This window comes from Enterococcus sp. XAF26B05_ASV22, from assembly GCF_056727285.1.
The window spans coordinates 423,374-443,790 of the sequence record NZ_CM161538.1 but is presented as its reverse complement, the minus strand read 5'-3'; the positions used below and the strand labels follow the sequence as shown (position 1 = coordinate 443,790).

Sequence of the window (20,417 nt, the reverse complement as noted above, 5' to 3'; positions counted from 1 at the left end):
TTTAGGTCATGCTCCTAATGGATAACAATCCTATTTGGTTATAAATTTTTCGTAATTCTTCTGATATGTGCAGTAAGATATACTAACTCTGTCGAACTTAAGCAGTAATCAAACGCCTTTTGAACATATTCGCTGATTTTTAATGAACAGCGATATTCCAGTTCATACTTTTTCTTGAGTGTATCAAGCAACTCAGAATCCTCATCTTCATAATGTTCTCCAATTAATAACCTTTGGGCAAAAAATTTAACGTGGGTTATAAAGCGATAATAGTCTAAAGAGGATTCATCAAATTCTGTATTGTATTCCTTTTTTACGATATCTTCGATAGTTTTAGTAATTTCTGCGATTTCATACGCTGAATCAAAACTTTTAGATTGCTCAGCATTCACAAAGTGAATAGCAATAAACGCAGCTTCGTCAATAACAAATTCGACACCTAGTTCTTTCCGAACGATTTCCAGCGCTTTTTCTCCTACCACGTATTCATCTGGATAAAAACGCTCAATATCCCATCTCAAAGGATTTTTCAAGATGATTCCCTCTCGATAACGCTCAACAGCTGAATGAATATGATCGGTCAGATTAACGTAAATTGTTTCACTTAAATTTTTTCCGAGCTTGATTTTACCGAAATTAATAATTTTTTCCGCTACTAGGATATGCTCCATCGGCACATCTATCAATAGCTCTGTAAATTTATTTTGTGTAGCCTTATCTCTTAATAAAAAAATTTTTTCAACCCGCTCCAGATCAACAGGTTGACCTTTTTTCTGTCCAAAAGCGATTCCTTTTCCCATTAAAAGAACTTCTACACCCTTACTATTGCTCGAAATAACTGTATTGTTGTTTAGTACTCGTTTTATGATCATAATAAGTCCCCGATTACAAAAAAATCCCATTTACCCGTCGTCAAATAACGGTGCAAATAGGTCTTGCTCACTTTCGTGATAACATCCAGTTAAAAAATTGAAGAGTTGCAACATGCTTACCCAAAGTAATAACATCTGCTACTTGAAACCTAGCATAACAAATATTGGAAGGGCTGTCAATATAAAAAATGCCCTCTTTTAAAAAGGGAGTTGGACATTCATTTCATCCAACTCTCTAAATACGAATAAACAGTATGCCGCTTCAATCATAGCGAATTCAATGTGCTAAATTCGGAAATATGCTTGAATCTCCAAGACATATTATGAAGACTGAATTAACTTTGCACAATCCCTACTTAGTTCTCAGAATTGAGCACTTTTGTCTCACCTTTCTTTTCTCTAGTCTTTTGACGGAATCAACAAGCGTAATCCATTCAAAATCACGAGCAGTGTACTTCCTTCATGTGCGATAACACCGATTGTGATATCCATTTTTCCTAGAATATTCAACGTAATCAATAGTACAACTATCAACATGGAAAAGAGGATATTTTGCCACACCACTCGATCTAACCGTTTAGAAATTTTATGAGCATAGCTGAATTTGGTCAAATCATTTTGCATCAATACCGCATCTGCTACGTCGATTGCTATATCTGTCCCTTCACCCATTGCTACACCGATATCCGCAGTGACTAAAGCTGGGGCATCATTGACACCATCACCTAGCATCGCTACGTTGCCAAATCGCACTTGTTGGTCTTTAATGATTGCAGCTTTATTTTCTGGTAAGACATTTCCAACGACTTCATCGATCCCAATTTGACGTCCAACCGCTTGTCCTGTTAATTCTGCATCTCCAGTGATCATCGTGGTATGGATCCCTTGTGTTTTTAGATAGTTGATTACATTTTTCGCATTTTCATTTGGTACATCCATCATAGCGATCAGTCCGATCACTTCATTATTTTTAGCAAAATAAACAACGGTTTTCCCTTCTTTTGCGTATTGTTCATTATAAGCATTAATTTGTATACTAACTTGACCGAAAATTTCAGGTTTACCGATTTGATAAGTATCACCGAGGTATTCTGCTACCAAGCCTTTCCCAATTTCATTCTCAACGGTTAATGTCAAATCGGCAGTCGCATTAAATCGGCTTAAGATTGCATTTGCTAACGGATGATTGGCTGTTTTTTCCATAGCAACAATGATATCGATACACGTTTGCTCAGATAATTGTGCCAATTCAGTTAAGAAATAAACGTCCGTAACGGATGGTTTACCTTTCGTCAACGTGCCTGTTTTATCAAAAGCGACAGACTTGATTGTAGCTAAGTTAGCTAAATATGAACCACCTTTAAATAAAACACCTCTTTTAGCTAAGTTAGAAATTCCTGATAATGTTGCGGGTACAGCACTCGCTGCTAGTGCGCATGGTGATGCAGAGATCAAAAATACCATACCGCGGTAAAAACTTTCATCCCATGTCCAATTAAATAGGGCAGGCCCCGCTACTATAAAAATCGGTACGACAATCAAAACGATCGTCACGTAATAAGGTTCTAGTTTTTGGATTTTAGTAGCTGTTTTGGATAAATTAGATTGCGATTGATTGACTAATTGAAGAATTTTAGCAAATACGGTATCACTGCTGTCTTTTGTCACTTCCATGGTAAATGTACCACTGCCATTGATTGTACTCCCAAATACTTCGTCACCAACTGTTTTTTCTCTTGGTATGCTTTCACCATTGATAGAAGATTCATCAATAGACGTTTGTCCAGATAGTATAATGCCATCTGTCGCAATTTGGTCACCGTTTAGCACTTGCAGTTGGTCCCCGACCTTCAATGTTGCCACGTCGACAATTTTCACAGTCCCATCTGTTTGAATCAGACGTGCCTCTGTTGGATTTAGTTTAAGTAAATTGGTAATCTCTCGTTTACTGCGGTCTTCTGCATATTCTTCAAGAAAATGTGCTGCTGCGAAGATAATAATCAGTAATGCCGCTTCTTCATAATTCCCAATAATGGTCGCACCAAAAGCAGCTAAGGTCATCAAAATATGAACATTAGGTACAAACTTTCGTTGCTCTTTGGATTCAGTCATGGTATCCACTATACCTTCTACCATAATGTGGTAACCAGATAATAACATTGCACTGACAAAAAGAATGTTCTGTACTAAAGATCCTTTATTGATAAAGAATGCGATACTAAAAATAGCTAATCCTATAAAAAATAAAATAACAGGGGATTGTCCGTGGTCGTGATCGTGTTCATGCCCTTTTTCATTTGAGCAATTGTGATCGTGTGCTTTCATTGTTTCCATTATACTCATCCTCCTTTTTGGTTATTTTCTGAAAAGATACATCTTGTCTTTTTCAAATGAATAACCGTTCATATATCATATAGCTATAATACATGAACAGACACTCATGTGTCAAGAGAAAACCAAAATTTTAGTGCAAAAAAAGACTAAAACAAAGGTTCCATCCTTTTATTTTAGTCTTTTAGTTATTTTGATTCGTCTACTTGAATGTATTTAAAGCTGTATGGTGAGCCAAAACTATGTTTTACTACACCGCTGATATTTTTCTTTTGCAACAATGCTGTTTGTTGTTGGTAAATCGGAGCAATCGTGTAATCTTTTGCTAATAGAAGCTGTTCCGCTTGCAATAGATCCGACCAACGTTTTTCTTCCTCTGCCGCATCTGTATCTGAAGCTGCTTGAATCAAACGATCATAGGCAGGATTTTTGTAATTGACATGGTTTAAACCTGATGTGGAAGCAAACATATCTAAAAAGGTGATTGCATCTTTGAAATCAGGCATCCACTGACCAAACGCAATATCATAGTCGCCAGATAAATAGCGTTCCTGCAAGTTATTACTCGGCAAGGTTGTGAGTTCAAATTTAATGCCTGGTAGTACTTCAGCGATTTGACTCGCTAGATATTCAGCTGTTTTTTTCTCTGTATCTGTATCTTTTGTTAAATAAACGAGTGTGATATCGGTCTTATGCAGCTCTTCTTTCGCTTGTGCAAATGCCTTTTGTGCTGTATCTTTGTCAAATGTTTGTTGCACACCATTTTCTTTGCGAAAATCTTCACCTGTTTTGGGATTTTGAACAAAATTTTTCGGAACAAATCCCGCTGCTGCAATAGATCCGTCTCCTAAAACATTTTTTACGAACGTATCACGGTCGATTGCTAAAGCGATTGCTTTCCGTAAGTTTTGATTTTCTAATAGCTTGCCTTGCGCTTGGTTAAAGCGCAGGTACCCCATTTTTGTATCATTTTGATTTTGAAAATCTAAATCATTTTTATATTGTTTCGAGAATTCTCCATCTAATATCACTCGATCAAGTTCGTCTGTTTGATATAAATTGACTGCTGTACTGGTTGATTTTACAACGGTCGTTTGGATTTCATCGACGTGCACATTCTTTTTATCCCAATAGTTTTGATTTTTGACATAGGTCCACGTATCGGAATTTTGTTCCCACCCTTCCAACACAAAGGGACCATTATAAAGCGTTGTTTTAGCTGACGTCCCATAGCTACTCCCTTGTCTCTCCGCGAACGCTTGATTGATTGGGAAAAAGGTTTCGAATGTCAATAAGGAAGTGAAGTAAGGAATCGGTTTGATTAGATGGATCACCAATGTATGCTCGTCAGGTGTTTCTACCCCAAGTTGGTCTGGAGCCATTTTTCCTTGATAAATGGCATTGGCGTTTTTTATAGAAGAAACGAACAGACTAGCATATGATGGAGCCGTTTCTGGTGTTACAGCTCTTTTAAATGCGTATAAAAAGTCTTTCGCCGTGACCGAGTCCCCATTTGACCATTTCGCATCCTCTCTCAAAACAATTGTATACGTTTGTTTGTCCTCACTGATTTTTGGGAGTTCTTTGGCCACAGCCGGTATCGTTTCATCTTTTTCATTTAATTGATAAAGCCCTTCCAAAACCTGATTTTGAGCATTAAAGCTAATGAAATCCTCTTCTTGTGTTGTATCAAGCGTTAGCAGTTCAGCTGGCTCGGTAAAATGAACGATTGTTTTTTTTGATTCAGCCGATTCTGTTTTCCTAGCTGAGTTACAACCTGTTATAAAAACTAACAGTGCCAGAGTAGTAATCGTAATGAACTTTTTCATTCTGTTCCTCCTTGTATCACTTAAAAGTGTCATGCGTTTATTTAGCCGAAAATAGCCAGTGAAACGCAATCAATCAACTAAACAAAAATCACATTTTCAACCACCGTTATTGCTGGATCTAACGATTGCATGACTGGGCAATTTTTGCCAATCAATTTCAAGGCGCGCTCTGCTTTTCCTTGTGCTTCATCTGAAACCCGAATCGAAAAAGCAATAACGACGCGACTCAAAGGTTTCGCTGGTTTTTCTTCTGCTCGTTCATAAGAGATTGCTACTGTTTCAATAGAAAAATCAATATGAGAATTCGTTAATATCTTTTCATAAACGTACGCTCCGCATGCACCAATAGATGCCACTAACATTTCAACTGGAGAAAAACCAATCTCTTTTTTTAATACCCAATTCCCACTGTCATGTACCAATTCAAATCCTTTTTCGCCTGAAATCAATTCCATTTTTTTGCTCCTCTACTTGAAGTTATCTTCATTTTTTTAACCTTTGCTTTATCTTATTATGATAGTACAAAACCTAAGAAACGGATAATACTTTATTCTCAGGTATGATAGCCAAAAACTATCAATAAAAACATTTTAAACACAAATTAATCAAAATTTTTCTTCAATCGATTGTCATTTTGGTTTGTATCTTGGATGATCGAATCGATGTATTCTTTTAAAAATGTGCTATTTTTTCTGATAATTTGATAACCCATTTCCGCTTTGATTTTTTCTACTTCTTTATCCGTTATAAAATCATTACCTGAGAAAAAGCGATAATTTACTCGACCAACGAATTCAGCAGCAATGTCTAAATCTTTACTATCTGATAATCCTGCATCAATTAATTGGCTGTAGCCTAAATGCTCCCCATCCTTTATAAAACGTTCTTTTATGTATTGTGGATACTCTTTTATCTCAGAAACCGAATGTGCGTTTTCTAATTTTTGGTACTCAAATGAGTCATTTTTTAAATTCACTACACCATAGCCTTGAGGGGCAATCGAAAAAGAGCTGGACGCAATTTCCGTCAATTGGTGCTCATCGATTGTTTCAGACATAATATCTTGCGCATGAATATGACCAGAAAAAACAATAGGCACTTGGTAGTCTACTAAAAGTTGTTTGAATTCTTTTGCATTATTGAGGACAAAACCGCTTGATAACAATTTATTATGAGCAAAAACATTGTGATGCACGAAAACCAATGTTTTTTTCTTTTCTTGCTTAGCTATTTCTAGTTGGTTTTTAACCCACTTCATTGTTTTCCCACGGATTGTTCCTCCCGTCGTAGGTCTTGTTTGCGGTTGTTTGTCATCGGGGTATATATTCGAATCAAGAAAAAGAAAATTGTATGTTTGATTGACTGCTACGGAGTAACTTAATGAATTTTTGTCGTAGTTCATAGCATTTTGATACCCAAAATCGGCAAAAATTTCTTTAAAATCAGCGATTGAGATGGACTCCGTTTTTTCCTGCTTCTCCTCAACAAATCTTCTAGCCCAGCCATCATTGACATCGTGGTTTCCTGGAATTACAAATACCTTGATCCCTTCTTTTGTCAGTTGTTTGAGTTGTTCTGCTAGCTTTTCCGCACTGATTTTTTCCCCATTTAAGGTTAAGTCGCCCGTAATGACCAGCATATCTGGCTTTTGTTCAATTGCTTTTCCGATGAAGGCTTGCCAGCTTTCTTTTTGATAATCCAATTCTTTGCCTGCTGCCGTCTGTTTGATTTTTTTGAAGGCTAAACCTGTATCTGTTAGGCTTTTATCAATGTAATGAGGATCACTTACTACCCAAAATTCAATGGCTTCTTTTTTAAATAGCCTTTCTTCACTTTGTTCTGTCTCTTTGCCAAAATAAACGATTGCCGCTGTTATCGCTATTACGCCGAGTAAAATAAACGCCAGCCTTTTTTTCATTCATTCATTCTCCATTCTTTATTATCCCACTTGATTTTATGCAAAAAAGCTCTCACTCTATTTAGTTGACTAAAATAAAGTGAGAGAGAGTAATAAGAGCTTTAATGGATTTCTTCAAAGGAATAAATCTGCTCTATTGCATTAGCTAATTTTTTAAACTGAACAAATTTTCCCTCACGAAGATATTCTTTTCCATCGATAAAAAAAAGGGACGTTGGTGCTGAAAAAATCAAATATTCAGCTGAAATCGCTTTGACTTTATCTGCTTCCACTTCTCTTACTTTGATTTTGGGATAGCTTTTTAAGAGCTCTGTCACTTTTGGCCTAAGCGCATGGCACACCGAGCAGTCTTCTTGTGATACATATAAAAATGCAAAGTGAGTTTCATTGATAAAGGTTACTACGTCTTGAATTGTTTGTAATTTTTCCATTGATATCATCCTTTTGTGATTGGCTAAATCATAGCACCATTTTAGCAAGTTTACGATATTTATGCCCGATATCCCCTACTTACTTCGACCCACGTTTTATAATAGTCTCTATAACATCCATCTTGATCCTCTGCTGTCATGATATAACGCCCAATCATTGTGCCTGTTTGATACCCTTGTTTTTCTAATTTCTCTTTTATTGATTGAAAATTATTTTCTAACGGATCATCTGACTTAATTGTGAGTAGGAATTGTTTGTATTGGTATTCCACTTGCTCTGGTTGTTGCCAAATCGTCTCTTCTTCCACAAATTCTTTGGTGGTTACCGCAAATCCATATATGAGCTCTTTTTCATGGATAGAGTCGCTATAAACGACTAAGCTTGATGGCGTATCAATGTAGGTCTGTAATTCGTTTGGATCACTTAAATCAATTGGGATGATCCGTTCTACATCTAATGGTTCGTCACTAAACTCTTTCTCTTTTAACTCGATCAAACTCAACAGTTGATCTTTTCTATGCTTTATCCCTTGCTTTTTTTTCTTTAGTTCTGCTAATTCTGCTGCAACACGTGTTTCAGTTTCATCTAATATCGTCCATAATTCCTCTGGTGATTTTCGATAAAGATTCGTCATTTTATTAATGGGAATGTCGAGCCTACGGTAAAAATCAATATCACTGATCGTCAGGATATCCTCCATATCAAACAGCCGATAGCCGTTTTGTCTATTTCTGGAGGATGTCAGTAAGTTCATATCGTCCCAATAACGGATTTTTGATTTTGGTAACTTCATGATTTCAGCTACTTGCCCCACAGTTAATAACTTCTCTTTTTCCATACCCTCACCTCCGATTTTAATTATAAACGAAAATCATTGACATTCAAGTAACTTGAAGGTGTAGAATTCCCTTTGAGTCTTTAAAAGGAGGAATTTAAATGAAGATCATTCATTTTTTCATTAAAAAGAACCTGACACTTATTTTAGCGACAGTTCTTTGTTTATGTTTACAAATTATTGGAACACTTGGTGTACCGTTACTAGTAGCGCAATTGATCGATGTAGGGATTGCAAGTGGTGATGAACAATCCATCAAAACGATTGGGCTTAAAATGTTCGCAATGGCTTTATTTGGTGCGCTCTCAGCGATTGCTGGCAGTTATCTTTCAGCTAAAGTAGCCGCTAAATTTGGCTTAGAAACACGGGAGATGTTTTTCAGCAAACTACAAACATTTTCTATTAAAGATGCCGATTATTTTGGGACTGGTTCCCTATTGACCAGAATGACAAATGACGTTGACAATATTCAGCAAATGATTGTGTTGTTTCTACAATTGATTTTACCGGCACCAATCATTGCAGTCTTTTCGCTTTATATGACATTTACTTACTCAGCAATGCTCGCTTTAGTTCCACTGATTGCCATTGTAGCGTTTGGCTTGATTGTGTATATCTTGATGAAAAAAGGGACTCCTCTTTCACTGTCGATTCAGCCAAATATGGATAAGATCATTGTGACGTTACGTGAATTCTTTACTGGAATCAATATGATTCGTGCGTTTAACAATCAAGAGTATGAAGAAGAACGAACGAATAAAACATTTTCTGACTATGCAAACGGCATGATTCGAGTCAATAGCATTTTTGCGTTTATTACGCCAGTTGCTTTCTTGTTAATGGGTGTGGTTTTTTCTTCAATCTTATGGTTTGGCGGAAACTTAGTGGCTCTTGGCACGTTGCAAATTGGTACGGTTTCTGCCGTTGTTGAATACTCTTTACTAACTCTTGCTTACTTAATGATCGCTGCAATGGTTTTAGTAATGTTGCCTAGATCACTTGCTTCAGTAAAAAGAATTGAAGAAATTTTAAACACCCAAGATCAAATTCTCGATACTGACCAACCTGTTTTGCTTGAAGAAACTGACCTTAACGATACTTTGATCGCATTGAATCATGTGACGTTCAGTTATGATCAAGCAGATGAACCTGTTTTGGAAAATATTCATTTCAACATTCCAAATGGCAAAACAACTGCCATTGTCGGAGGAACTGGCTCTGGTAAAAGTACGGTTGCCAAATTATTGTTAAGACTGAGCGATGTCTCAGAAGGGGCGATTTTATTTAATGGGGTGGATATCAGAACGGTTACACAAGAAGAATTACGCTCTAAAATCAGTTATGTTCCTCAAAAAGCCTTTTTATTTAGTGGAACTATTAAAAGTAATTTATTGATGGGGTATCCTGAGGCAACGAAAGCTGATATGGATCGGGCAGCTGAAATTGCGCAACTTTCTCCTTATCTCAATACATTAGAAGACGGTTATGATTCGTTTGTGGCACAAGGCGGAACCAACTTCTCTGGAGGGCAAAGACAGCGGTTGTGTATCGCTCGCGCATTGATCAAACCTGCGGATATTTATATATTTGATGATAGTTTTTCAGCGCTTGATTATAAAACGGATGCTGCATTAAGACTGGCATTAAAAGATGAAATGTCCGATAAAACTCTACTGATCGTCGCTCAACGACTAAGCACGATTCAACAAGCCGATACGGTCATCGTTTTAGATGAAGGGAAAATCGTTGGACAAGGAACCCACGATCAACTATTACTAACGAATAAAACGTATCAAGAATTTGCCCGCTCACAAGGGATTATCATGGAAGGAGCACAGTCATGATGGAAAAAGTAAATAAACAAACACTGAAACGATTCTTTCAATTGATTCGACCTGAACGCCCTATATTTTTCGGTCTAATTCTATGTAGTTTAGTTGGGAATGCCTTGGTCATTGCTATGCCTTTCATTATGGGGATTGCTATTGATGATTTGCTTATGCTAATCAAGACTCATGGAGTTAGTCACATCACATTTCCAATGGTGCAAGAAGCGTTATTGATGCCTGTTTTGATATTGATTGTCTTTTCGATCATCAGTAGTTTGATGTCTTATACGCAAGAACGTGTAATGGCTTCTTTAAGCGAACGGATCACATTAAGAGTCCGAAAAGAAGTCACGAAAAAATTTAAATCATTACCGATGGCGTTTTTTGATCAACATCAGGTTGGGGACATTCTCAGTCGAACAACGACCAGTTTAAATCAATTGTCACAAGTTTTCCTAACAGGGATCAATCAATTCTTCACTTCGATTTCAACGATTGTCTTTGCTGGGATCATGTTGTTCTACATTGATGTAAAACTAACCTTGGTTGTCGTGGTCCTGATTGCCGGAAGCTCATTCTTAACTGGTAAAATTGCCAATAAAAATAAGAAACTAGCCGAAGCAAGTCAGTCAGAACTTGGGATTTTAAATAATAAAACAGAAGAGTTTTTATCTGGGAATTTAGTGACAAAAACCTTCAACCAACAAGAGCACGCAAAAGACATTATTTCTGAAACAAATCAAAAACATTACAACGCATTTTTGAATGCTCAATTTATGAATTTTGCGATTTATCCCGCGATTCGTTTGATCAATCAATTAGCCTTTATTGTCAGTGCAATCATCGGAGCACTCTTAGTGTTACAAGGTGGTATCACGATTGGGCTCCTTCAAGCATATCTACAATATATCAATCAAGTTTCTGAACCAATTTCTACAGCATCTTATGTTATTAACTCCATTCAAGCAGCGCTAGCAGCCGTCGATCGGATTTTTGAGATTTTAGATGCAGAAGATGATGTTCCAGAAAAAGCGAACGTGCAATCCATCGATCACCCAACTGGTGCAATAGCTTTTGATAACGTTCAATTTGGTTATACTAAGGAAAAAATTTTGATGAAGCAAGTTGATTTCACCGTAAAGCCAAAACAAATGGTCGCGATTGTCGGACCAACAGGTGCTGGCAAGACAACGTTAGTGAACTTACTGATGCGTTTTTACGAGTTAAATGGAGGACGGATCACCTTTGATGGCGTAGATATCACAAATCTTTCAAGAACAAATCTACGTGCGATGTTTGGGATGGTTTTACAAAATACGTGGTTATTTGAAGGAACAATTGCAGAAAATATCGCGTATGGACGAATGGATGCGACGCGAGACGATGTGGTCGAAGCCGCTAAAATCGCACAATGTGATCATTTTATTCGAACACTACCAAACGGTTATGATTCAATTATTTCTAGTGAAAACGGCTCATTGTCACAAGGACAGCAACAACTTTTGACGATTGCCAGAATCATTTTGGCAAATCCTCCTGTAGTTATTTTGGATGAAGCAACGTCTAGCGTGGATACTAGAACAGAAGCGCATATCCAAAAAGCGATGGATGAAGTAACGAATAATCGAACTAGCTTTGTGATTGCGCATCGTTTGTCTACGATTGAAAATGCTGATTTGATTTTAGTGATGAAAGACGGTGATATCGTGGAGAAAGGGAATCATCAAGAATTGTTGGCGAAACCTTCGTTGTATGCTTCATTGTACAATAGTCAGTTTCAACAGACATAAGAGGTAAAAGATACTAAGAATCACAGGGTAAAATCATCAACGGATGATCCTCCCCTCTACTCTTAGTATCTTTTTTCGGTATAAAAAATGATTATTACGTACTACGCTATTTAGCAATCTGCTTTTCGAACTAAAACACAATAGCCGTTTTTAAACAGAACCTCATAATCTCCTAAAATACGAATAATCTTTTGTTCTAATTTACTGATTCCAATTTTTTCATACATTTTACGCTGCGATCTCCAATGAATCATCCAAAAAAGAATACCGCCAGAAAACCAAACGAATTGATCAACTTCTGTTGGACAATGACTAACTAATTCTGGTAATCGTTCAACGATTTCACCTGAAAACACGTAGTCCTCTTTTCTTTTTTTTAGTTGGTTGTATAGTGAGTCTATATCATTTAACTCTATTGTTTTTTCCTCCGTTTTTTATTCTTGTGTTAGGTAGGTCTGGACCATTTCATCCAGTAATGCCCTTTTCTAAACCCTCTTTATTACTGCTGGGTGTAGATATGGATAGTGAAAAGCAGTAGCATGGAAAAAATAATGGATACATGTAGAAAAAAATTGAACAATTACATGTATAGTGGTCTTTTTTTTGAACAGGTGGAGAATCTCTCGAAAATTCATTCGATAGTCTTTGGGAGTATACTCATCAACCATAATCAATTTAGGCTCGTAAGTAGTGGTATCACGTACTTCATACCGCATAGTAAACTCTGATATATCTTTTTTTGTGGCAATCCAATCGGTCTTCCAACGTTCTGAGAAATAATCAAGGGCATCTTGAAAAAAGATTCCGTGTTGGCGGTCTCGAAAAAAATTCAATCGCTGTTAATAATTTCTTGAATTTTCTCTCGATACTCGATTGCATTGGTATTTACTAGGTCGTAATTTAAATACGAACAAGTAACGTCGATATCTTTGTTTGAATGATTGTCCGTTTCTCTTGATTATGTTGTTGTATCCCACCTGAATTTTCACGTTTCGTTTTTTCCGTGCGCGCCACAATTTGGGCCATTTTCTCCCCATCCGAACACCTAACAAGGCAGTTGTATTTCGGAATCACTTCCACGTAGAGTATAAACGTACTATACTTTACGATGTAAAGGTGCGCTCTGCCGAGCGCTGTTGCCTGTTTCCGAACGGTCGCTTTTCGCTCCCAATCGTTATCTAGGCAATCCGTAAAAAAATTGGTTTCCATTTTTACATTCTTAGAAATTTCAATCCAACTTTTTTTACTCCGTTCTCGAACCTTTTGACGTTGTTCTAAGTCTTTATCCGCCACTAGAACGTCTCCCTTTTTTAATTCCAATTAAAATTTATCAAGCATTTTCCCTTGCAGGTCTAACACTTGTGTGACCTTTTTTCCAAATTGCCCTTTTACTACATCACCTAGACCACTTGTTGCAGAAGTAATGGAACTTTTTGCACTTTCTGATTCCGTTTCTCCAGATTTTTTTGTTTTTTTCACAAGACTATCTTTTTTTTGAACAAGTGCCATTGCAGTGGCTTGAGCGCTCATCTTTTGTAAATTCTTTTTATATTCTTTTAATAGTTTTTCGATTGCTTCTAACACGTAATCATACTCCTTTTACGGCTTCATTTGTTCTTGAAGTTTTTTACGATAGGCTTGTTCTGCTTCGTCTTCTTTTAACGAAAGGGTCCGTTTCTCTCTGTCTAATTCTGAGAAAAAATCTTCTTCAAGACGTGATAGCTCACGTCTTGCCCATTCCATAGGCTCATTTGTTTCACCAAATCGTTGTACCTGCCGCTGCATTTCAGAATAGGTATCATTCGTTGCTTGTTCCGCTTGTCGCCTAATTCTTGTCAATGCGTCAGATTCTTCTTCAAGTTGTCGTCTCGTTTGTTGATAATCCGCTAATGCTTGCTCTTCTTGATCCATACTCGTATCTCTCCCTTTTTTAGGCGAGTTGTTTCGCTAATTCTTGGTCTCGTTGAACTAATTCACCTATTTTTGCAGTAATATCTTTGGTTAGGGTACTAAATTTACTACTCATTTGATGTGCTAAACTTAGTTTTTCTTGAAATTCTTGTGAAGGAATCGTCACCATTGTTTGTTCCGTACAACCCATTGCCTGCATAGCATCTAAAACTTCGCCATAAGATAAGTCAGGACAATTACGTTGAATCGTCGAACATCCTTCTTGCCATATTTCTTCTAATTCCCTAACGGCATCTTTATAGAGCTTTACGACGTTCTCCATTGCCAGTTCAAATTTTGAAGATGCAAGCTTTACAATGGTTAGCGCTTGGCTATCGTCTAAATAGATTTGTTCATTTCCAGATAAACCGCCACCACTAGCAGTAAATTTTTTACGTAAAACGTTCAATTTGGTAAAACTATCAATTTGAGTTTGAAGCCACTCATTTTCTTTTTTTAATTGTTGGTACTCTTTTTTACTGCTACTTTTATGTACACCATACTGTTCTAATCTGCGCATTTGCATCTTATTTTCAACGATACTTTGCGCTAAAAGGGTTTGTTCAATCGAAATACCGCCATTCAAATCTGAATAAACCACGATATCGCCGTATTTGTTGATATAGTTCCCTTTTTTATCTACTTTGAATTGATCTCTTGAATGACCAAATAACTTCCACCCTTTATTATCGATGCCTATACTTAAGAATGGTATTTTCTTCTGACCACCAGTCATCCAACCACTAGTTATCGTATCAGATGTATCATAGATATTAACAATAACCCCTTTATAATTTTTAATCTGTGCATCCGTTAAACCCGAACCAGCAGCACCATATGTAATAGCATTATATCCTTTTAAAACAGCAATATAGATAGCTTCTGCACCACCTAATGAATGTCCTGTAGTAGAAATAGTGTAACCATCTTTTTTAGAATAACGTTGCTCAATAACATTAGCATAATCTAAAGCAGACTGAAAAGCACCATTTGCATGTTTGTCATTTTGAGCGATTTCTCGGACATCGGTTTTTATATCCTGCCATCCACTTGTTCCTGCATAGGCAATCGTTATGTCTTTTTTTACGACTGATTCAGGATACCCAGGTATTTGCTTCAAATATTCTGTTTTTTTATCCTTATATTCATCCCTAATTTCTGCTACAACCATGGCTTGCATACTGTTGTTTTTTGGAGCTTTATCTGTACCAATTTTATCTTTATTCGTGTCTACTTTATCTAGAATGATATACTCTTTATTTTGTGATCGTTCATTAACTGGTACATTTCCGTTTTCAACTTGATAAACTTGATCAGAAAATTGTCTATTTTGATCCATTAGTTCACCGTCCCGTGATAATAAACAATTTTTTGAGTAGGCATACTAGCTTCTATTTTTTCTGGTTTCTCCTCAAGATAATAAGGTCCTTCTCCTGAGAGTGTTCTTATATTGTAGATTAATTTATCAGTTTCTGCCGAAACAGTATCTAGAGAAACACTATCTTCATAAACATTGTTTAGTTTAAAATAAACTTTAACTGTATTCATTGGAGTAACTGAAAAATTCGTAAATTCAACGCTTTCAATACTAATCTTTTTTTCCATTTCTTCTAATTTTTCAAAAAATTGAGACTCCGTTAAATTACCGTTTCCATTATTAAATTCGTTAAATATTTTCTTTTTTTGTTTTTCGTCAATAGTAGATAGTACGTAATTATTATACAAATAATTAGCTAAATCAGTTTGAATCTCTATTAACTCTTGTTTGTCTTTCTCTCTGTCCATGTACCATTTACCTCCAATTATTAAGCCTACTAAAATTATTATAGCTAAAGCTATGAATGCATTTTTTTTCATCCGTTTCTCCTTAAAGTAAGAGTAATTTAACTATAACATAATTATTGAATTCATAAAACTACGTATTAACAATATCTAGAGTATAAAATTAGTGTTGTATAATCAACATTCTCTCAATCAACTAAACATTGACAACCTTCATTTTATTTTCTTACCACCTAATTAAAAATTTCAAAAATAATCCAATTGAAACTGATCTAATGAATGTCCGGCTGTTCTCCACCATGGATTGTCGATACACATACTCAAAAAAGGGATTTTTTTCCGACCACCAGTCAACACACCACTCGTCACAGTATCCCTTGTATCGAAAAGATTCACAATCGTCCCTTTGTACTGTTTAATCTGTTCGGCTGTTAAGCCTGAACCAGCAGCACCATAAGTGAAGGCATTGTATCCTAATAATACCGCAACATAAATAGCTTCTGCACCACCTAATGAATGACCTGTAGTTCCAATGTTAAAGCCATTTTCTTTTGGATACTTCCGTTCAATTTCTTTGGCGTAATCTATCGCTGAAGAGAACGCCCCATTCTCATATTTAGCCTCTAGTCCAATTTCTATGACATCGGATGTCCAATCCTTCAAGCCACTTGTGCCAGCATAGACAATGGTTACGTCTTGTTTTACGACTGATTTAGGATAGCCGGATACCTTTTCTAATCTTTTTTCTGTTTTATACTCATCTTTAATTTCAGCCACAGCCATAGCTTGCATACTATTTTTTCTTGGGTTATTTTCTCCATTTAGGATATCTTTATTTGTGTCTACAGTATCTAAAACTAAATACTTATCCTCTACTAATCGGTCACCAGTCTGAACGTTATTACTTTCCACTTGATAAGACTCTTTGGATAATTTGTTATAATCGTCTAATTCTTTTTGTGGTGGTTTTCCTATATTAGCCATAATTATTCCACTCCTTTGTTGTTGTAGATAATATTTGCTTCAGCCATTTTTTCGTCAGTGCTTTTTTCTTTTCGTTCTAAAACATACCCATTTCGGTTATTCATAGAATTAAAGCTGTACAACCATTTCCCTGTTTCTGCGGAAATGGTACTTAATGACGTATCATCTGAGTACACATCATTGATTTTAAAATTAACGACTAAATCTTTCATTGGTCCAACAGAAAATTTAGTAAATTCCACTTTTTCGATATCTGAGTATTTAGCTATATCATCTACACGTTTAGAATATTCAGGAAACGTCATTTTTCCATTGTCATAATCTTTATCTAATTGATCTAATTCTTCTTTGTTAAACGTGTAAAGTCGGTAGTTGTTATACAAATAATTGGCTAAATCTGTTTGAATATCGTGTAATTTTGCTAAATCTTTTTCTCGTTTCATATACCATGCTCCTCCAATGATTACTAAAATTATTAAAGCTAGAACTATGTTTTTTTTTGGTTTCATTCGTTTCTCCTTAAAGTAAAAGTAAGATAATCATAACATAGCGATTAGATTCATAAAACCACGTAACAATGACCGTTAACAAGCTGTCGCCTTGTTTGGTGGTACTCTGCTAGTGCCTGGTCTTCATTCCTCATGTTGGGTTCACTCCCTTTGAATTTAAGCGAGTTGTTTCTCTAAGTCTTGGTCTAGTTGGACTAACTCGCCTATTTTGACCATAATTTTTTTCAATAGCGTGGTGAATTTACTCCCCATCTGATTCGCCAAACTAATTTTCTCTTGGGGTATATTCTGCTTTTAAGGTATCTTAGTTTGTGGTAATGGTGTACAAAACTAAATATTTATCGTCTACTAGTCGATCACCTGTCTGAACATTATTATGTTTCACTTGATAAGACTCGTTCGATAATTTGTTGTAATCAACCAATTTTTTTGGGCAATTTTTCTGTCGTACCCATAATTATTCCACCCCTTTATTGTTGTAGATAATGTTTTCTTCAGCCATTTTTTTGTCAGTGCTTTTTTCTTTTCGTTCTAAAACATACCCATTTCGGGTATTCATAGAATTGAAGCTGTACAACCATTTCCCTGTTTCTGCAGAAATGGTACTTAATATCGTATCGTCAGGGTACACATTATTAATTACAAAATTAACGTCTAATCCTTTCATTGGTCCAATAGAAAACTTAGTAAATTCTATTTTTTGTATATCGGAGTATTCTTTGAGTTCATCTGATTTTTTTAGAAACTCTTCAGTAGTTAAATTCCCTTCCCCCTTATTATATTCTGAATTTAATTTGTCATCTTTGTCTTTATCTACAGTATATAACCGATAGTTGTTATACAAATAATTAGCTAAATCTGTTTGAATATCATGTAATTTTGCTAAATCTTTTTCTCGTTTCATATACCATGCGCCTCCAATGACTAAAATGATTATACCTAAAGCTATTAGTGTCTTCTTTTCCATTCTTTTCTCCTTAACGTAAGAGTAAGTTAACTATAGAACAGGCATTAAAATAATAAACTCATCTAATATTTATAAAAAATTGTTTTTTAACCTCAAATTCCGATTAACCAAAGTAGCCCGCCTATCAAGCGATAAGCGGGCTCTCTTTGTCAATGTCAATTGGTCTACCTAACAAGACTCCGTCAATCCTCACTTCTCAACTCAAAAAGATTGTGAAAAGTAAGGAAGTACAGTGACGGCATTTGTTATTTTAAGTTAGTCAGTTATGGACTACTCCATGCAAAGATGAAAGCTAAAGCTGAAGTAATAGCTAGCACATTCGTTCACTCTTTAAACAAATTCATGTCATAATATTTCTTCTTACATTATGCTATAATTTCCATGAGAAATTGCTCTTATGAGCCATTTTGGTTAAGCATAGAGAAGTCATTTTGCGGTGAATTTTCTCTATGCTTTTATTGTAGCAATATACATGTAATAGCTCATTTTTTTCTACACATATCCATTGTTTTTTTTCTAATTTGGTTTCTGTACAGTATTAATTTGGAATAAACACACGATATGTAGTTATTTGTTCTGCCTTCACTAGTAAGAGTTTTCATACCTTACCATTCTTTGTAATCAGAACCAAAACTTCCTAAATCATCAGTTGGTTCACGTAACATCGAACTACTTAAAAACTCTTCTACTTCATTCATCTGATGATTTTTTACAAGAAACAATTGTGAATCGTTTGATGATCCTACCTTTATCTCATAATACCCATCCATTAACTTAGAGTAATCTAGGTTTTTTATGACTTCATCACGATACTTCAACGCATTTTCTTCTCGTTCGTCAAGGTCACTCTCTTCCACATAAGGATATTGTATCGGGACATTAGCAATGATCATCTGGCTTTTCATCAATTGCTCGACTGTCACTGCTGCATACCCACCAAAGACTGCCTGTTTTTTGTTTGTAGATTGACTATTTTCTTTCGCCCATTGCTTGATTTTTTTAGTATTACTCTCATTGTTATAAGCTAGATAAGGTAAGTCATATGCTGTTCGAATCTCATTTTTTTCAAGTGGTTTATTTAGCCCTATCTCTTTTGTTAATCCACTCTTAACAATACTTTTTTCAACTTCTTCTGAAAATCCATCCAGAAATGCTTTCGCTTCTTTTGAATGGGCTGGTACTTGAAGAATCGTTTGAATCGAGTTGTCATAGGTAGTCAAGGTACTATCTGTTAGCTCCCACTTATCATTTTGATTCGAGCGTTCTAAAACACCTTTGGCAGATACAGAAATACCTGCTTGCGTTACAGCATAATCCAACTGAACATAGGTCGACTTTGAAGAATCATATGCTTTGACAATCTGTACCTCGCCCTTTGTTCCAACACTATGAAGCTTTTCTTCAATCACTTGTTGGTATTCATCATTTCGATTATTTTGAGCCTGTGTAAGGAAGCCTAAGCGTGTTCCAACAGTCAAAATTATAAGAATAACTGGAAGCGTTCCGCCAAAAACAACAGATTTTATACGAACAGATTTTACTTTATCACTCGTGAAATCACTTGAACGATCAACGACTAGCCACCCCGTCACAGCTACAAAAAAGACCATTAGCCCTACACCAATCGTTCCAGGATTAAACAGTGTCGTATACGGAAACAGAGCAGAATAGCCAATCTTCCAAAATAAAACGAGTAATAAAAGCCAAGATGTTACATAAATACTGATTAAACGTTGAACTTGTGGCTCCTTTTGATTCATTTTTCTCAAAAAAAAGACCGCCACAATTCCATTTATGACAAATGAAACGATATAACCAATAAAAACAAATTGTAGTACCACAAAAGAATAAATCAATCCGTATGGCTGATTGGACGTGTTCCCTGAAACATCAAATTTCAATAATCCATAGATAAATGTTGCAATAAAAATCAAGAGCGGCAACAACACCGCTGTTTTTGTTAACTTTTTAAATTTTATGATACCAATTCCTCCCTACTTATCATTAAAACTATTTTTTGATTCCTCCCGTAACTATTAGTTTACCATAAGAAATAAGTTGGTCTAGTTATTTTTTGAGTTAAGCTTACACCCTTCTCTTAACCAAAATTGCTGGGTTATTTGGATTCACGATATACGGTTGGATTAAAGCATGAGTTACGATGTTAAGCCCCATTCCGATTAGAAACACTGAGACTCAACCAAAGACTAATGCATGATTATCAGCTCTAAAGTTCGCTTATTTTGTACTGATAATGATGGCAAATCTTTTTCTCCTTGAAATGATTTTAGTTTGCTAGAAAACTTGCAAATCTCAACTCCGCTTTACTTCCTCTTACAAAACCATTATGTATAATTGAATTGTTGACTGTTCTTATTTTATTGAGACT

At 35.8% G+C, this 20,417-nt stretch carries 19 protein-coding genes and 1 pseudogene; 2 read left to right on the top strand and 18 right to left on the bottom strand.

Annotation, left to right across the window (positions count from 1 at the left end):
- Nucleotides 1–38: 38 nt before the first annotated feature.
- From licT to AC1PU0_RS02305, 7 genes are all read right to left on the bottom strand, one after another.
- Nucleotides 39–872, bottom strand: coding sequence for a BglG family transcription antiterminator LicT (gene licT, locus AC1PU0_RS02335; RefSeq protein ID WP_206848467.1), 834 nt, complete (start codon nt 870–872; stop codon nt 39–41).
- 399 nt (nt 873–1,271) lie between these two features.
- Nucleotides 1,272–3,206 carry a heavy metal translocating P-type ATPase gene (locus tag AC1PU0_RS02330; RefSeq protein WP_206848466.1) on the bottom strand — a complete coding sequence of 645 codons (1,935 nt, stop codon included), beginning with the start codon at nt 3,204–3,206 and terminating at the stop codon, nt 1,272–1,274.
- Nucleotides 3,207–3,391: 185 nt separating this feature from the next.
- Nucleotides 3,392–5,032: a peptide ABC transporter substrate-binding protein gene (locus tag AC1PU0_RS02325; RefSeq protein ID WP_206848465.1), complete on the bottom strand. Its 1,641-nt coding sequence runs from the start codon at nt 5,030–5,032 to the stop codon at nt 3,392–3,394.
- A gap of 77 nt (nt 5,033–5,109) precedes the next feature.
- A complete protein-coding gene (locus tag AC1PU0_RS02320; RefSeq protein ID WP_206848464.1) occupies nt 5,110–5,487 on the bottom strand; it encodes an OsmC family protein in 378 nt (125 codons plus the stop codon).
- 146 nt (nt 5,488–5,633) lie between these two features.
- Nucleotides 5,634–6,950 (bottom strand): metallophosphoesterase, encoded by a 1,317-nt coding sequence (locus AC1PU0_RS02315; RefSeq protein ID WP_206848462.1) that lies wholly within the window; start codon nt 6,948–6,950, stop codon nt 5,634–5,636.
- Between the two features lie 101 nt (nt 6,951–7,051).
- Nucleotides 7,052–7,381: a thioredoxin family protein gene (locus AC1PU0_RS02310; RefSeq protein ID WP_083241760.1), complete on the bottom strand. Its 330-nt coding sequence runs from the start codon at nt 7,379–7,381 to the stop codon at nt 7,052–7,054.
- A 59-nt stretch (nt 7,382–7,440) separates the two neighbouring features.
- A complete protein-coding gene (locus tag AC1PU0_RS02305; protein ID WP_206848461.1) occupies nt 7,441–8,220 on the bottom strand; it encodes a MerR family transcriptional regulator in 780 nt (259 codons plus the stop codon).
- Between the two features lie 98 nt (nt 8,221–8,318).
- Here AC1PU0_RS02305 and AC1PU0_RS02300 point away from each other — a divergent pair, with 98 nt between their 5' ends.
- Both AC1PU0_RS02300 and AC1PU0_RS02295 read left to right on the top strand, forming a co-directional pair.
- A complete protein-coding gene (locus AC1PU0_RS02300; protein ID WP_206848459.1) occupies nt 8,319–10,061 on the top strand; it encodes an ABC transporter ATP-binding protein in 1,743 nt (580 codons plus the stop codon).
- Entirely contained in the window at nt 10,061–11,836 is a 1,776-nt protein-coding gene (locus tag AC1PU0_RS02295) for an ABC transporter ATP-binding protein (RefSeq protein WP_206848457.1), read from the top strand. The genes AC1PU0_RS02300 and AC1PU0_RS02295 overlap by 1 nt, the downstream gene beginning before the upstream one ends.
- Before the next feature lie 110 nt (nt 11,837–11,946).
- Here AC1PU0_RS02295 and AC1PU0_RS02290 read toward each other — a convergent pair whose 3' ends face one another.
- The 11 genes and pseudogenes from AC1PU0_RS02290 to AC1PU0_RS02240 form a co-directional block, all read right to left on the bottom strand.
- Nucleotides 11,947–12,192 (bottom strand): hypothetical protein, encoded by a 246-nt coding sequence (locus tag AC1PU0_RS02290; RefSeq protein WP_069654030.1) that lies wholly within the window; start codon nt 12,190–12,192, stop codon nt 11,947–11,949.
- A gap of 473 nt (nt 12,193–12,665) precedes the next feature.
- Entirely contained in the window at nt 12,666–12,761 is a 96-nt protein-coding gene (locus AC1PU0_RS02285; protein ID WP_206834263.1) for a hypothetical protein, read from the bottom strand.
- Nucleotides 12,737–13,129, bottom strand: a complete 393-nt coding sequence (locus AC1PU0_RS02280; RefSeq protein WP_206834215.1) for a hypothetical protein — start codon at nt 13,127–13,129, stop codon at nt 12,737–12,739. The genes AC1PU0_RS02285 and AC1PU0_RS02280 overlap by 25 nt, the downstream gene beginning before the upstream one ends.
- Nucleotides 13,130–13,156: 27 nt before the next feature.
- On the bottom strand, nt 13,157–13,420 hold the full coding sequence (locus AC1PU0_RS02275; RefSeq protein WP_206848453.1) for a hypothetical protein: 264 nt from the start codon (nt 13,418–13,420) through the stop codon (nt 13,157–13,159).
- A 15-nt stretch (nt 13,421–13,435) separates the two neighbouring features.
- Nucleotides 13,436–13,747 (bottom strand): hypothetical protein, encoded by a 312-nt coding sequence (locus AC1PU0_RS02270; RefSeq protein WP_206848452.1) that lies wholly within the window; start codon nt 13,745–13,747, stop codon nt 13,436–13,438.
- A gap of 19 nt (nt 13,748–13,766) precedes the next feature.
- Complete coding sequence (locus AC1PU0_RS02265) at nt 13,767–15,125, bottom strand: Tle-like phospholipase domain-containing protein (RefSeq protein ID WP_206848450.1); 1,359 nt, start codon at nt 15,123–15,125, stop codon at nt 13,767–13,769.
- Entirely contained in the window at nt 15,125–15,643 is a 519-nt protein-coding gene (locus tag AC1PU0_RS02260; protein ID WP_206848448.1) for a hypothetical protein, read from the bottom strand. The genes AC1PU0_RS02265 and AC1PU0_RS02260 overlap by 1 nt, the downstream gene beginning before the upstream one ends.
- A 180-nt stretch (nt 15,644–15,823) precedes the next feature.
- Nucleotides 15,824–16,552, bottom strand: a pseudogene (locus AC1PU0_RS02255) (Tle-like phospholipase domain-containing protein); the annotation flags it as partial.
- A gap of 2 nt (nt 16,553–16,554) precedes the next feature.
- A complete protein-coding gene (locus AC1PU0_RS02250) occupies nt 16,555–17,061 on the bottom strand; it encodes a hypothetical protein (RefSeq protein ID WP_206834219.1) in 507 nt (168 codons plus the stop codon).
- 457 nt (nt 17,062–17,518) lie between these two features.
- On the bottom strand, nt 17,519–18,028 hold the full coding sequence (locus AC1PU0_RS02245; protein ID WP_206848445.1) for a hypothetical protein: 510 nt from the start codon (nt 18,026–18,028) through the stop codon (nt 17,519–17,521).
- 605 nt (nt 18,029–18,633) lie between these two features.
- Nucleotides 18,634–19,962, bottom strand: coding sequence for an MFS transporter (locus AC1PU0_RS02240; protein WP_206834221.1), 1,329 nt, complete (start codon nt 19,960–19,962; stop codon nt 18,634–18,636).
- Nucleotides 19,963–20,417: the final 455 nt, after the last annotated feature.

Bases quoted from the DNA above. Each gene is read 5' to 3' on its own strand.
- AC1PU0_RS02295 (WP_206848457.1), top strand. From the start codon at position 10,061: ATGGAAAAAGTAAATAAACAAACACTGAAACGATTCTTTCAATTGATT.
- AC1PU0_RS02270 (WP_206848452.1), bottom strand. From the start codon at position 13,747: ATGGATCAAGAAGAGCAAGCATTAGCGGATTATCAACAAACGAGACGA.
- AC1PU0_RS02250 (WP_206834219.1), bottom strand. From the start codon at position 17,061: ATGAAACCAAAAAAAAACATAGTTCTAGCTTTAATAATTTTAGTAATC.
- licT (WP_206848467.1), bottom strand. From the start codon at position 872: ATGATCATAAAACGAGTACTAAACAACAATACAGTTATTTCGAGCAAT.
- AC1PU0_RS02265 (WP_206848450.1), bottom strand. From the start codon at position 15,125: ATGGATCAAAATAGACAATTTTCTGATCAAGTTTATCAAGTTGAAAAC.
- AC1PU0_RS02315 (WP_206848462.1), bottom strand. From the start codon at position 6,950: ATGAAAAAAAGGCTGGCGTTTATTTTACTCGGCGTAATAGCGATAACA.
- AC1PU0_RS02260 (WP_206848448.1), bottom strand. From the start codon at position 15,643: ATGAAAAAAAATGCATTCATAGCTTTAGCTATAATAATTTTAGTAGGC.
- AC1PU0_RS02325 (WP_206848465.1), bottom strand. From the start codon at position 5,032: ATGAAAAAGTTCATTACGATTACTACTCTGGCACTGTTAGTTTTTATA.
- AC1PU0_RS02300 (WP_206848459.1), top strand. From the start codon at position 8,319: ATGAAGATCATTCATTTTTTCATTAAAAAGAACCTGACACTTATTTTA.
- AC1PU0_RS02310 (WP_083241760.1), bottom strand. From the start codon at position 7,381: ATGGAAAAATTACAAACAATTCAAGACGTAGTAACCTTTATCAATGAA.
- AC1PU0_RS02320 (WP_206848464.1), bottom strand. From the start codon at position 5,487: ATGGAATTGATTTCAGGCGAAAAAGGATTTGAATTGGTACATGACAGT.
- AC1PU0_RS02305 (WP_206848461.1), bottom strand. From the start codon at position 8,220: ATGGAAAAAGAGAAGTTATTAACTGTGGGGCAAGTAGCTGAAATCATG.
- AC1PU0_RS02245 (WP_206848445.1), bottom strand. From the start codon at position 18,028: ATGGAAAAGAAGACACTAATAGCTTTAGGTATAATCATTTTAGTCATT.
- AC1PU0_RS02330 (WP_206848466.1), bottom strand. From the start codon at position 3,206: ATGGAAACAATGAAAGCACACGATCACAATTGCTCAAATGAAAAAGGG.